The following is a 13,064-nucleotide window of genomic DNA, read 5'->3' on the forward strand; positions in this document are numbered from 1 at the left end:
CCCGCCTCACCCTCTCGTGGCCACGATCACGCGGTGACGGGACGAATCGGACCGATACTCGCGGCGCTCGCCGCTCTCGTCGTCGCCGCGTGTAGCGCTCCTGCAGCGCCCCCGGCCGCCCCCGGCGGCGGGGGTACCGCCTCCGCGACGCCGACGGTTCAGCCGAGCCGCTCCGGGACTCCCGAGCTGCGTGTGAGCACCGTCGCCGCCGGGCTCGACCAGGTGTGGGACGTGGGGTTCCTGCCCGACGGCCGCATGCTCGTCACCGAGCGCGGCGGACGGCTGGTGCTGCTGTCGGGGACGGCAGAGGGCGCCACGGTGGCGCCGGTCGCCGCCGACTTCGGCGATCTGCTCGTCCGCGGTGAGGGCGGGCTGATGGGCCTGGTCGTGCATCCCGACTTCGCGCAGAGCCGCCGGTTCACCACCTGCCAGACGCACACCGAGGGCGGACGGCCCGTCGACATCCGGCTGGTGACGTGGACGCTCTCGGCCGACGGAACCCGTGCGGAGCGGGTGGTCGACCCACTCGTGGGTGGCCTGCCCGTGAACCCGTCGGGACGCCACTCGGGGTGCCGGCCGACGCTCGCCGCCGACGGTGCGCTGCTCGTCGGCACCGGCGACACGGCGCGCGGGAACCTGCCGCAGGACCTCGGCTCGCTCGGCGGGAAGGTGCTGCGCGCGGACCTGGCCACCGGACGTCCCGCGCCCGGCAACCCGATCGACGGCAGCCTCGTCTACACGTATGGACACCGGAACGTCCAGGGTGTGGCGGTGCGGCCGTCCAACGGCGCGGTGTACACCGCCGAGCACGGTCCGACGACGGACGACGAGGTCAACCTCCTGCGGCCCGGCGGCAACTACGGCTGGGATCCGGGGCAGGGCGGCACCGTCGGCGGCTACGACGAGTCGGTGCCGATGACGGACCTGGGGCGCTTCCCCGACGCGGTGGCGGCCGCGTGGAGCTCCGGCAGCCCGGTGGAGGCGGTGGCCGGCGCGGCGTTCGTATCGGGCCCGCAGTGGGGCGACCTCGACGGGGCGCTGGCCGTCGCGGCGCTGCGCGGCAGCAAGCTGCTGCTGATGACCATCGGGGCGGACGGCGCCGTGACGTCGGTGGCGGAGCCGGGACCGCTCGACGGGACGTTCGGCCGTCTGCGCGCGGTGCGGACGGGCCCGGACGGCGCGCTGTTCGTGAGCACGTCGAACGGCGACGACGACCGCGTGCTGCGGATCGACCCGGTCTGAGGCGGGCGCCGTTCCGCCCGCACGATCAGCTCAGTTGATCGTGCGGGGCCTGCCGGCCCGGATCCGGGGCTGATTCCGCCCGCACGATCAGCTCAGTTGATCGTGCGGGACCTGCCGGGCCGCATCCGGCCCGGATACGCCCGCACGATCAACGCGCGTAGCGCACCTCGGCGCGGGCCCGCGCCTTGGCCGCCTCCACCTCGCGGTTCTTCGGCGGCGCGGTGGTCACCAGCTCGTCGAGCAGGCGCCGTGTCGCGGCGGCGACCTCCCCGACGGCCCGGTCGAAGGCGTCGGCGTTGGCCTGTGACGGCCGGGCCGAGCCGCTGAGCTTGCGGACGTACTGCAGGGCGGCCTCGTGCACCTCGACGTCCGACGCGGGCGGAGCGAAGTTGTGCAGCGGGCGGATGTTGCGGCACATGCGTTCTACGGTAGCCCGCACTCCGGAGAAGGAGTGCGGACTATTTCAGCGGACGACGCGCATGCTCGCGTCGAGCTCGCCGGCCTGCTGGCGGGCGTTGAGCACCGCCAGCCGCGTGAACCGCTTGTCGAACGCCTCCTGCGTCAGCCCGCGTGCCCGGTACTCGTGGGCCAGCTGCAGGGCGCCGTCGGGGATCGTCCACTGCGCCTCGTAGCCCAGCTCCTTGCGGGCCCGGGAGAAGTCGACCCGGTAGGACCGCGGGTCGTTGCCGTTCTCCCCGGTGATCAGCAGCTCGGCACCCGGCACCGCGTCCGCGACGGCCTCGGCGATCTCGGCGACCGTGCGGTTGTTGCGCTCGGTGCCCACGTTGTACGCCCGCGCCCGCACCACCTCCGCCGGCGCCGCCAGCGCCGTCACCACCGCCGCGGCGATGTCGTCGGCGTGCACCAGGGGACGCCACGGGGTGCCGTCGGACAGCACCCTGATCGTGTTCGACAACAGGGCGTGCCCGACCAGGTTGTTCAACACGATGTCCGCGCGCAGCCGCGGGGAGAACCCGAACGCCGTGGCGTTGCGCATCGACACCGGCACGAAATCGGCGTCGGCCAGCTCGGCCAGGTCGTCCTCGACCCGCACCTTCGACTCCGCATACGGGGTGACGGGCTTGAGCGGGGCATCTTCGTCGACCAGCTCGTCGCCCGACTGCGCCCCGTACACCGAACACGTCGACGCGTAGACGAACCGCTCAACCCCCGCGTCCTTGGCCAGCCGCGCCAGCCGTGTCGAGGCGTGGTGGTTGATGTCGTAGGTGATCTCCGGTGCGAGCGAGCCCAGCGGGTCGTTGGACAACGCGGCCATGTGCACCACCGCGTCGAAGCCCTGCAGCTGCTCCACGGTCACATCCCGCAGGTCCACCGCCAGCGTCGGCGCGTCCGGGACGTCCAGCGAGCCCAGCACGGACGCGGCGAACAACCCGCTGTCGAGCCCGGTGACCTCGTGCCCGGCCGCAGCCAGGATCGGGGCCATCACGGTGCCCAGGTAGCCCTGGTGACCGGTCAACAGAACACGCACGGCGGAACTCTCCTCGAAGACGAACTCAGGACGGGAAGGGCGGGGTGGACAGGTCGACACCGAGCAGCGGCGCTGCGCCCAGGACCATCTTCGCGACGTGGAAGGCCTCGGCGTACCGCGCGTGGCACTGCACGCCGCGCACCCGGGCGAGGCCGCCGAACACCTCGGGATCGAACCAGCTGCGGTCGCGTTGCGAGCCGTAGTGCTCGTGCAGCTTGGCGATCTTCTCCCGGAGCACCGGCTCGGCGAGCGGGAGGTACACGGTGGGCTGGGCGAGGTCGCCGTCCCACTTGAGGATCTCGTAGCCGAGGATCAAGTGGTCGCGGAACGCCGTGGGCACGAGCTCGGCGAGGGTGCGGTGATCCTGGTGCGCGTCGTGCGGCGACGGCGCGAGGATCAGATCCGGCTCGCCACGGGTGCGCAGCTCCTCCAGGGCGAGCTTCGCGAGCTCCCAGCGGGTGGGCACCCGGCCGTCGGGCAGATCGAGGACCGCCACGTCGAGCTGCGCTCCCGGGCAGAAGGCCGCGAGCGCCGCGCGCTCCTCCTCCTCGCGCAGCGACCCACCGCCGGTGAGGACGAGAGCTGTGACGACGACACCCGGGTGGGAGCGGCACAGCTCCAACAGGGTGCCGCCGGCGCCGATCGCGATGTCGTCGCAGTGGGCCCCGAGCAGCAGCATGCGGTCGAGCCGCTCGGGCAGCAGGCTCAGCAAGGTGTACTCGGCACGGGGCTCCTAGCAGTCGAGCCGCTGCAGCTCCGCGATCGCGGCCTGCAGCGGGTCCCGGTCGGGGGCGTCCCACAGCATCCACGGTCTGGTGCCGCTCTGGTAGGCCGCTTCGAGTGCCGTGCGCTCCTTCACGGTGTCGGCGGGCTGCCAGAACCCGCGGTGCCGGAACGCCATCATCCGGCCCTCCTTCGCCAGCGGCGCACACACGTCGCCGATCAGGTCGCAGTCCTCCTCGAGGTGTTCGAACACCTCCGGGCGGAACATCAGGTAGCCGCCGTTCTCCCACAGCGGCATCTCCTGCAACGTCGAGATCGACGAGATCTCGTCACCCTCGCCGAGGTTGACGCAGTGGAACGCCGACTGCGGCGGCACCGCCAGCAGCCCGCCCACCTTGTCCGACTCCCGGAACTTCTCGATCATCGTGTTCAGCGGCGCGTTCGTGAGCACGTCCGCGTAGTTGGCCAGGAACATCTCCTCGCCCTCGACATGCTTGCGCACCCGCCGCAGCCGCTCACCGATCGGCGAGTCCAACCCGGTGTGGGCGAAGGTGATCGTCCAATCCTTGATGTCGCTGCCCAACAACTCCACATCGGTGCCCCGCAGCACGAAGTCGTTGCTCGCGGTCTCGTCGTAGTTGAGGAAGAAGTCCTTGATGTGATGCGCCCCGTACCCCAGACACAACACGAAATCCTTGTGCCCGAAATGCGCGTAATAGCGCATCACGTGCCAGATCAGCGGGCGCGGACCCACCTGGTGCATCGGCTTGGGCAGATCCGACACGCCATCGCGCATCCGCATCCCGTAGCCACCGCAGAACAGAACGACCTTCATGTGTTCAGACCACCTCGAGGGTCGGGATCGGGAAGACCAACCGGCCCCCCCACTCCCGCACGTAGGAGAGCTGCTCGGTGAGTTCGACACGCAGATTCCACGGCAGAACCAACACGTAGTCGGGCCGATCGGCCGCGATCTGTTCCGGGGGGAGCACCGGGATCCGGGTGCCGGGAGTGAACCGGCCGTGCTTGTACGGATTGCGATCCACGGTGTAGGCCAGCAGGTCGGGCCGGATCCCGCAGTAGTTCAGCAGCGTGTTGCCCTTGCCCGGCGCCCCGTACCCGACCACCGTCTTCCCGGCCCGGCGCGCCTCGATCAGGAACGCCACGAGATCGTCGCGCACCCGCGAGACGGCGGTGGCGAATCCGTCGTGCCCCGCCGCGGTGTCCAGTCCGGCCGCCTGCTCGGCGGCGAGCACGTCATGTACGGCCTGCGACGGCTCACCCGCCACCTCGCTGGGGCGTGCCCACAGCCGCACCGAGCCGCCGTGGGTGTCGAGCAGTTCCACATCGACCAGCGTGAGGCCACCGGAGGCGAGCGCCCGCTGCGCGGTCAGCACCGTGTAGTACTGGAAATGCTCGTGGTAGATCGTGTCGAACTGGGTGCGCTGGACCAGCGTGAGCAGGTGCTGCACCTCGATCGACACCCAGCCGTCGTCCGCGACCAGCGACCGCAGACCCTTCGTGAACCCCACCACGTCCGGGATGTGGGCGTAGACGTTGTTCAACGCCACCAGATCAGCCGGCCCGTGCTCCGCCCGCACCTGCGCGCCCGTCTCCGGGGTCAGGAACGCCGTCAACGTCGGCACGCCCTTCTCCCGGGCCGCCTCGCCGACGTTGCGTGACGGCTCGACGCCCAGGCATTGGATACCGCGCCCGACCACGTGCTGCAGCAGGTAGCCGTCGTTGCTCGCGACCTCCACGACGAACGACTCCGGACCCAGCCCGAGCCGCTCCACCGCACCGTCGACGAACCGCCGCGCATGCTCCACCCAACTGGTGGAGAACGACGAGAAGTACGCGTACTCGGTGAACGTCTCCTCCGGCGTGATCAACGGCGGCAACTGGGCCAGCAGACAGCTCTCACACACCCGCACATGCAACGGGTAGGTCATCTCCGGCTGCTCGACCGCCTCCGCAGGCAGGAACAACTCACACGGCGGCGTGGCCCCGAGATCCAGGAAACTGCGTAGGTGGCCCGATCCACACAGCCGGCACGTCAACGCCGATGCGGTGGTGTCGGGGGCGGCGCGCGGCGCCGTCTCGGTCAGCATCCGGCGCGTCCTCCGGTCGGGTCACCCGCCGCCGCGGGCTCAGCTGTCGGCACGGCGACGAGTGTTACACGCACGATCATTCGATCCGCCGGGGGTGCTCCGGGGCGTCGCGTGTGGATGCGGACGACGGACACTTCGGGCGTCGTGGGACCATGGAAGTCCGGTCCGCCGTGGTGTAAAGGCAGCACCTCGGATTTTGGTTCCGATGGTCCAGGTTCGAATCCTGGCGGCGGAGCGGAATCATCGAATCAGGGAACCTGGGCCTAACATGCGCCCGTGCCCTCAGCCACCGGTCGGACACGTATCGCCACGATCGTGCCCGCCTGGTTCCTCCTGCCGGGGCTCGGCGCGTTTCTCACGTCGCTCGCCTTCTACGTGCAGTACCAGCGCGACTACCCCGCCAGTGGGCTCGACCTGGGCATCTACCGCCAGGGCGCGCAGGCGTTTCTCGACGGCCTCCAGGTGTACGACCTCCGCTTCACTCTCGACCTGCCGTACACCTACCCGCCGATCACGCTGCCGCTGCTCGCGCCCCTGGCTGGGCTGGACATGCCCCGGGCACTGCACGTCCTCACGGCGATCAGCGTCGCCGCGATCATGGCGACGGTCTGGATCGCCGGCGGTCTCATGGGCCATCACGGGACCCCTGGCCGCATCGGGGTCGCATTCGCAATCACCGGGCTCGCGGTGTGGCTCGAGCCGGTCAGCCAGAACCTCGGCCTCGGGCAGATCAACGTCCTGCTCATGCTGCTGGTCGTGGCCGATCTGGCGCTGCCCGACCGGGTGCGCTGGAAAGGGATCGGCGTCGGTGTCGCGACGGCCTGCAAGCTCGTCCCCGGGATCTTCGTGGTGTACCTGGTCCTGACTCGTCGTTTTCGCGCGGCCGCGGTCGCGTGCGGCGCCTTCGCCATGATGACCCTGATCGGCTGGCTCGCCGCCCCGGAGGCGTCCACGGCGTACTGGCTGCACGGCCTGTTCCTCGACTCGACGCGCGTCTCGGGCGGCAACGGCCCCGCCTTCGTCGCGAACCAGTCGTTGCGCGGGCTCGCCCTGCGCAGCTTCGGGGAGACGACCGGCGCGGCGGTGTTCTGGGTAGTCTCGGCGCTGGTGGTGGCCGTCGCCGGGCTCGCGCTCGCGGTGCTGGCAGACCGCCGCGGCGAGGAGACCACAGCCGTGGTCACGGTGGCGTTCACCGCACTGCTCGTGTCGCCGGTGTCCTGGTCGCACCACTGGGTGTGGGTCGTGGTGCTGCTGCCGCTGCTCATGGACGTCGCGCTGCGCATGGACGGGTGGGCGCAGGTCGTCGTCGCCGGGCTGGCTCCGTTGTGGACCATGGTCCTGCTGATGTGGCCGTTGCAGGCGCGACCCGAGGAGGCCCGGGCCCCCAACGGCGTCATCTGGGTCGCCTACCGCCACGACCAGCCCGTGCAGTGGTTCGGCGAGCACGTCTACGTGCTGGCCGTGCTCGCCACGATGCTGCTCGCGGCCTGGTGGCTGAGAACCGCCCGAGACCCGGAAGCGGCGCCCGCCACCACCACGTCCTGGAGTCGCGACGTGTTCGTCACGTCCCGCTGATCGACTTCCCGCCCCCGCACGGCTCTCACGCGGAACCTCTTGACACGCAGCTGTAAGCGTTTACAGTAAACGGCATGACCACGGTGCACGACGTCGCCCGCCGCGCAGGCGTGTCGATCGCGACCGTCTCGCGCGTCTTCGGGCGCCCCGACGCCGTCGCCGAGGCCACCAGGCACCGGGTCCTCGCCGCCGCGGGCGAGCTCGGCTACGCCCCCAACACATCCGCGCGCGCCCTCGTTCGGGGCCGCACCGGCTACCTCGGACTCCTGGTCCACGACCTCGCGAACCCCTTCTACGCCACCATCGCCAAGGCGGCCCAGCTCGAGGCGCGCCATCGCGGGCTCGCGCTCTTCTGCGCCGACTACGGCGACCGGCCAGACGAGGAGCTCACGCTGGCGAAGGAGATGGCGCGGCACGTCGACGGCCTGCTGCTCTACCCCAGCCAGCCGGCCGACGACGCGCTCCGCGCCGCCACCGCCGGCCTCGGCCCGGCCGTCCTCATCGACAGCCCCGTCGAGGGCGTGCCGCACGTGGTCATGTCGACGGCCGAGGGCGTCGACCAGGCGGTGGCCCACCTCGCCGCGCTCGGCCATCGCGGCCTCGTCTACCTCGACGCGGCGCCCACCTCGATGTTCACCAGCATCGACCGCCGCCGGAACATCGAGACCTCCTGCGCGCGCACCGGCATCGAGCTCACCGTCCTGGGACCGTTCTCCCCCGGCTTCGAGTCCGGGGTCCGCGCAGCCGATCTGGTGATCGGCGAGGGCTCGACCGCCGTGGTCGCCTTCAGCGACCAGATGGCGCTGGGCGTCGTCCGGAGGCTGACCGAACGCGGCGTGCGGGTCGGCGCGGACGTCAGCGTCGTCGGCGTCGACGACATCTGGATCGCCGCCCAGGTGACCCCCGCTCTCACCACCGTCCGGATGCCCTGCGCCGAGGCAGGCGCCGCGGCCACCCGGCTGCTCGCCGATGCCGTCGACCACCCGGGCGGCACACCGGCATCACGCGTCGTACTGCCCACCGAACTGATCGTCCGGTCGAGCACCGGCCCCGTACCGCATGGAGGAACACGATGACCGCGAGCACCTCGACGTCGAGCCGCCGCCCCCTGGGCGTGGCGATCGCGGGATTCGGCTGGATGGGTCGGGTGCACACCCAGGCCTACGCCCGGGTCCTGCACCACTTCCCGCAGCTGACCGTGGCCCCGCAGTTGGTCGCGGTCGCCGACGAGGTGCCCGGGCGCGCCGAGGAGGCCGCGGAGCAGTTCGGATTCACCAAGCCCACCCGCGACTGGCGTGAGGTGGCGGCCGACCCGGACGTCGCCGCCGTGAGCATCGCCGCTCCCAACTTCCTGCACCGGGAGATCGGCGTCGCGATGGCGAAGGCCGGCAAGCACATCTGGATCGAGAAGCCGGTGGGGCTGACCGCGGACGACGCGCGCGCCGTCGCGGACGCGGTGAAGGAGGCCGGTGTCGCGGGGGCGGTCGGGTTCAACTACCGCAACGCCCCGGCCGTCGCCGCCGCCAAGGAGATGATCGCGAGCGGCGAGCTGGGCACCATCACGCACGTCCGGTTCCGGCTGTTCAGCGACTACGCCGCGCACCCGGAGGGCGCGCTGAGCTGGCGCTTCGAGCGTGAGCGGGGCGGCAGCGGGGTCCTGGGCGACCTGGCCGCGCACGGCGTCGACCTGGCCCGGTACCTGCTCGGCGAGATCGACTCCCTCGCCGCCGACACGGCGGTCTTCGTGCCCGAGCGGGCGCGTCCCACCGGCGCCACGGCGGGCCACACCCGGGTCAGCGGCGGGGAGACGGGCCCGGTCGAGAACGAGGACTACGTGACGAGCCTGGTGCGCTTCGCCTCCGGCGCCCGCGGCGTTCTCGAGGCGAGCCGCGTCTCGGTGGGCGAGCAGAACAACTACGGGTTCGAGATCCACGGCACGAAGGGCGCCGTGTTCTGGGACTTCCGTCGGATGAACGAGCTGGGCGTGAGTCTGGGCAGCGGCGGCAACCCCGCCTACCAGGACCAAGCGGTCACCACCGTGTACGTCGGGCCGTCGCACGGCTTCTACGGCGCGTTCCAGCCCGGTTCTGCCTCGAGCATGGGCTACGACGACCTCAAGGTCATCGAGGCCTACAACTTCCTGCGCTCGATCGCCGACGGCACGCCGCACGGCACGACGCTCGACGACGCCGTGCGCAGCGCGGACGCGCTCGACGCGATGGCCGAGTCGGCGCGGACCGGGGGTTGGGTGTCGCTGCCGCGCTGACCCGCGGCTGGTCGTAGTACCGATGGGCATCGGCCGATGCTTGCTCCGCGTCGGCCGGTCCGGGCAGGGTGGCGCGGATCCCCGATCGGCTCGGAGGGCTCGCGATGGCAGGCGACGACGCTGCAGAGCCCCCGGCGGGCGCGGCAGTCCTCGCCGTGCTCGCCGACCTGCGCTACTGGTCGGACCGGGGCGTGCAGATCGCGGCCGTCGAGCCCGGGGAGGCGCGCGGGGTGCGGGTCGGGGTCCGGAGCCACCCCACCACCGCGCAGCAGGCGCTGAACAGTCACTACTCGTTCTCGGTGAGCTGCTGGTCGTACCCGTGAGCACTCGGACGTAGCGAAAGCGGCTTTCGATGCACTGAACGCACCGAAAGCCGCTTTCGCTTCATGCCCGGCTCGCCGCCGGCGTCACGCCAGTGCGGCGTCGAGGGTGATCGTCGTGCCCGTGAGCGCCTTGCTGACGGGGCAGCCGTCCTTGGCCGCCTGCGCCGCCTTCTCGAAGCCCGCCGCGTCCAGCCCCTCGACCTCACCGCGGACCTTCAGCGTGATACCGGTGATTCGAAAACCGCCGGCCTTGTCCGGTCCGAGCGAGACGTCGGCCGTGACGTCGAGCGACTGCGGCGTACCGCCCGCCTCGGCGATGTTGGCCGAGAGCTGCATCGCGTAGCACGCGGAGTGCGCGGCGGCGATCAGCTCTTCCGGGCTCGTGGTGCCGCCGGCGTCGTCCGCGGCGCGCTTGGGGAAGCTGACCTCGAACGTGCCGACCTTGCTGCTGCTGAGCTCGACCTGGCCGGAGCCGTCCTGGAGCCCGCCGTTCCAGGCGGTTCGGGCGGTACGGGTGGGCATGTGATGACCTCCATGTCGTCGACGTGCTGGGCCGGAGCCTCGCACCTTGTGCAAGCCGGTGCTACCCGGCTCGGTGGACGGATGAACGCCGCACCACGTCGATCGGCCAGGTACGGAGCGCGGACGAGGCCCACCCGTCCGAGGCCGCGGGCTGCGTCGGAGGGGCCCCGTAGGATCGGCCCGTCCGAACACCGGCCGCAGGCCGGCCGACGCGAGCGGGGAGTGCTCATGCCCGAGACCGACGGCGGTCCGCGCCCGACAGCCGCCGTGCTGCTCGCAGCGGGCGAGGGCAAGCGGATGCGTTCCGCGGTGCCGAAGGTGTTGCACCCGATCGCCGGTGCCACGCTGCTCGGACACGCGATCGGCGCGGTCGCCGCGCTCGCGCCCGAACACCTCGCCGTCGTCGTCGGGCACGCGCGCGATCAGGTCATCGCCGAGGTCGAGGCGGTCGGCGGCCGGCTGGGTCTGCCGCTGGCGACCGCGGTGCAGGAGCAGCAGCTCGGCACCGGGCACGCCGTGCGGTGCGGGCTCGAGGCGCTGCCGTCCGGGCTCACCGGCGCGGTGGTGGTGACCTACGGCGACGTCCCGCTGCTCGAGGCGACCACGCTGCGGGCGCTGCTCGACGAACACACTGCAGGCGGCGCGGCCGTCACGTTGCTCACCGCCGAGTTCGCCGACCCCACCGGTTACGGGCGGGTGCTGCGCGGGCCGGACGGCACGGTCACCGGGATCGTCGAGCAGGCCGACGCGACGGACGAGGAGCGCGCCGTCCGCGAGATCAACAGCGGGGTGTACGTCTTCGACGCCGCGTTCCTAGCCGCCGGCCTGTCCGGGTTGGCGAGCCACAACGCCCAGGGCGAGCTGTACCTGACCGATCTCGTGGCGGCCGCCGCCACACAGGGGCTGCCGGTGCGTGCCGTGCAGTGCCTCGACGTGTGGCAGGTCCAGGGCGTCAACGACCGGGTGCAGCTCGCGCAGGTGCGCGCCGAGCTGAACCGGCGGCTGCTGGAGCAGTGGATGCTCGCCGGGGTGACGGTCGTCGACCCCGCGACGACGTGGGTGGACACGGGGGTCCGCCTGGGCCGTGATGTGGTGCTGCACCCGGGCACCCAGCTGCACGGAGCGACGCTCGTCGACGACGGCGCCGAGATCGGCCCGGACACCACGCTCACGGACGTCCTGGTCGGCGCGGGGGCGACGGTGGTGCGGACGCACGGCAGCTCGTCGGAGATCGGCCCGGACGCGACGGTGGGCCCGTTCGCCTACCTGCGTCCCGGCGCCCGACTCGGACCGCGCGGGAAGATCGGCACGTTCGTCGAGGTCAAGAACGCCGAGATCGGCGCGGGCAGCAAGGTGCCGCACCTGACCTACGTCGGCGACGCGACGATCGGCGAGGAGTCGAACATCGGCGCGTCGTCGGTGTTCGTCAACTACGACGGCGTGCGCAAGCAGCGCACGGTCGTCGGCTCCCACGTGCGCACGGGCTCGGACACGATGTTCATCGCACCGCTGGTCGTCGGCGACGGCGCCTACACCGGTGCAGGCACGGTGCTCCGGCACGACGTGCCCGCCGGGGCGCTGGCGGTGTCGGCCGGGTCACAACGCACGTTCGAGGGTTGGGTCGAGAAGAACCGGCCGGGTACACCTGCAGCAGAGGCAGCCGGCCGCTACCGCTCGGGAGCCTCGTCCGACACCGGACCAGACGACGGCCGAGGAGGCCCCCCGCAATGAGTTCCATGTCGGTCACCACGACGAAGAACCTCATGCTCTTCTCCGGCCGCGCCCATCCGGAACTGGCCGAGCAGGTCGCCAAGCATCTCGACGTCACCCTCACCCCGCAGTCGGCCTACTCCTTCGCGAACGGCGAGATCTTCGTCCGGTTCGAGGAGTCGGTCCGCGGCTGCGACGCCTTCGTGATCCAGGCGCACTGCGCGCCGATCAACGACCAGATCATGGAGCAGCTGATCATGGTCGACGCGCTCAAGCGGGCGTCGGCGAAGCGGATCACCGTCGTGATGCCCTTCTGGGGCTACTCCCGCCAGGACAAGAAGCACCGTGGCCGCGAGCCGATCTCCGCGCGGCTCGTCGCCGACATGTTCAAGACCGCAGGTGCTGACCGGATCATGACGGTCGACCTGCACACCTCGCAGATCCAGGGGTTCTTCGACGGCCCGGTGGACCACCTCTTCGCCCTTCCGGTGCTCGCCGGGTACGTCAAGCAGACGTACCCGGGCCAGCCCCTGGCCGTCGTGTCGCCCGACTCCGGGCGCGTGCGGCTGGCCGAGCGCTGGGCCGACACCCTCGGCGGCACGTCGCTGGCGTTCGTCCACAAGACCCGCGATCCCCGCAAGCCGAACGAGGCCATCGCGAACCGGGTCGTCGGCGAGGTCGAGGGCCGGCTGTGCGTCGTCATCGACGACATGATCGACACCGGTGGAACCGTGTCGAAGACCGTCGAGATCCTGCTGCGCGACGGCGCCTCCGACGTGATCGTCGCCGCGACGCACGGCATCCTGTCCGGCTCCGCGTCGGAGAAGCTCGCGACGTGCGGGGCGCGTGAAGTGATCTTCACCGACACGCTCCCGATCACGGACGCGAAGCGGTTCCCGCACATGACGGTGCTGCCGATCGCACCGCTGCTGGCCGAGGCGATCCACCAGGTGTTCGCAGACGGCTCCGTGACGAGCCTGTTCGACGGCAACGCCTGACCGTCACGGCCGACCTGGCCGTGTCGTCATCGGAATCCCGGTCGGGGTCGGCCTTCACCCGACCGGGACACCGGTGTCCCGCCGGGGCGGGCGAACGGAGGGGCT

13 protein-coding genes and 1 tRNA gene are annotated in these 13,064 nt (G+C 71.4%); 8 read left to right on the forward strand and 6 right to left on the reverse strand.

Annotation, left to right across the window (positions count from 1 at the left end; translation table 11 throughout):
- Positions 1-33 precede the first annotated feature (33 nt).
- Entirely contained in the window at positions 34-1,242 is a 1,209-nt protein-coding gene (locus RM445_RS07970; RefSeq protein WP_311555490.1) for a PQQ-dependent sugar dehydrogenase, read from the forward strand.
- Positions 1,243-1,390: 148 nt separating this feature from the next.
- Here RM445_RS07970 and RM445_RS07975 read toward each other — a convergent pair whose 3' ends face one another.
- The 5 genes from RM445_RS07975 to RM445_RS07995 are packed head-to-tail and all read right to left on the reverse strand — an operon-like array spanning position 1,391 to position 5,565.
- Positions 1,391-1,660 carry a DUF2277 domain-containing protein gene (locus tag RM445_RS07975; protein WP_311555491.1) on the reverse strand — a complete coding sequence of 90 codons (270 nt, stop codon included), beginning with the start codon at positions 1,658-1,660 and terminating at the stop codon, positions 1,391-1,393.
- A gap of 45 nt (positions 1,661-1,705) precedes the next feature.
- Positions 1,706-2,731: an NAD-dependent epimerase/dehydratase family protein gene (locus RM445_RS07980; RefSeq protein ID WP_311555492.1), complete on the reverse strand. Its 1,026-nt coding sequence runs from the start codon at positions 2,729-2,731 to the stop codon at positions 1,706-1,708.
- Positions 2,732-2,756: 25 nt separating this feature from the next.
- A complete protein-coding gene (locus RM445_RS07985; protein WP_311555493.1) occupies positions 2,757-3,443 on the reverse strand; it encodes a PIG-L deacetylase family protein in 687 nt (228 codons plus the stop codon).
- Positions 3,444-3,464: 21 nt separating this feature from the next.
- Positions 3,465-4,289, reverse strand: coding sequence for a sugar phosphate nucleotidyltransferase (locus tag RM445_RS07990; protein ID WP_311555494.1), 825 nt, complete (start codon positions 4,287-4,289; stop codon positions 3,465-3,467).
- Positions 4,290-4,293: 4 nt separating this feature from the next.
- Positions 4,294-5,565, reverse strand: coding sequence for a class I SAM-dependent methyltransferase (locus RM445_RS07995; RefSeq protein ID WP_311555495.1), 1,272 nt, complete (start codon positions 5,563-5,565; stop codon positions 4,294-4,296).
- A gap of 164 nt (positions 5,566-5,729) precedes the next feature.
- On the opposite strand from RM445_RS07995, the gene RM445_RS08000 reads away from it, so the two are divergent.
- From RM445_RS08000 to RM445_RS08020, 5 genes are all read left to right on the forward strand, one after another.
- Positions 5,730-5,800 (forward strand) — tRNA-Gln (locus RM445_RS08000).
- Between the two features lie 41 nt (positions 5,801-5,841).
- Entirely contained in the window at positions 5,842-7,140 is a 1,299-nt protein-coding gene (locus RM445_RS08005) for a glycosyltransferase 87 family protein (protein WP_311555496.1), read from the forward strand.
- A gap of 74 nt (positions 7,141-7,214) precedes the next feature.
- On the forward strand, positions 7,215-8,216 hold the full coding sequence (locus RM445_RS08010) for a LacI family DNA-binding transcriptional regulator (RefSeq protein ID WP_311555497.1): 1,002 nt from the start codon (positions 7,215-7,217) through the stop codon (positions 8,214-8,216).
- Positions 8,213-9,406, forward strand: coding sequence for a Gfo/Idh/MocA family protein (locus tag RM445_RS08015; RefSeq protein ID WP_311555498.1), 1,194 nt, complete (start codon positions 8,213-8,215; stop codon positions 9,404-9,406). Before RM445_RS08010 ends, RM445_RS08015 begins: the two co-directional genes overlap by 4 nt.
- A 104-nt stretch (positions 9,407-9,510) precedes the next feature.
- The gene (locus tag RM445_RS08020) at positions 9,511-9,729 is read left to right on the forward strand and encodes a hypothetical protein (RefSeq protein ID WP_311555499.1); all 219 of its coding nucleotides are present in this window, start codon (positions 9,511-9,513) and stop codon (positions 9,727-9,729) included.
- Between the two features lie 84 nt (positions 9,730-9,813).
- On the opposite strand, the gene RM445_RS08025 is transcribed toward RM445_RS08020, so the two are convergent.
- Positions 9,814-10,251, reverse strand: coding sequence for an OsmC family peroxiredoxin (locus tag RM445_RS08025; protein ID WP_311555500.1), 438 nt, complete (start codon positions 10,249-10,251; stop codon positions 9,814-9,816).
- 228 nt (positions 10,252-10,479) lie between these two features.
- On the opposite strand from RM445_RS08025, the gene glmU reads away from it, so the two are divergent.
- Both glmU and RM445_RS08035 read left to right on the forward strand, forming a co-directional pair.
- The gene (gene glmU, locus RM445_RS08030; protein WP_311555501.1) at positions 10,480-11,982 is read left to right on the forward strand and encodes a bifunctional UDP-N-acetylglucosamine diphosphorylase/glucosamine-1-phosphate N-acetyltransferase GlmU; all 1,503 of its coding nucleotides are present in this window, start codon (positions 10,480-10,482) and stop codon (positions 11,980-11,982) included.
- A 5-nt stretch (positions 11,983-11,987) separates the two neighbouring features.
- Positions 11,988-12,959, forward strand: a complete 972-nt coding sequence (locus RM445_RS08035) for a ribose-phosphate diphosphokinase (RefSeq protein ID WP_397469259.1) — start codon at positions 11,988-11,990, stop codon at positions 12,957-12,959.
- Positions 12,960-13,064 lie beyond the last annotated feature (105 nt).

The organism is Pseudonocardia charpentierae, from assembly GCF_031845345.1.
Classification (GTDB): domain Bacteria; phylum Actinomycetota; class Actinomycetes; order Mycobacteriales; family Pseudonocardiaceae; genus Pseudonocardia; species Pseudonocardia charpentierae.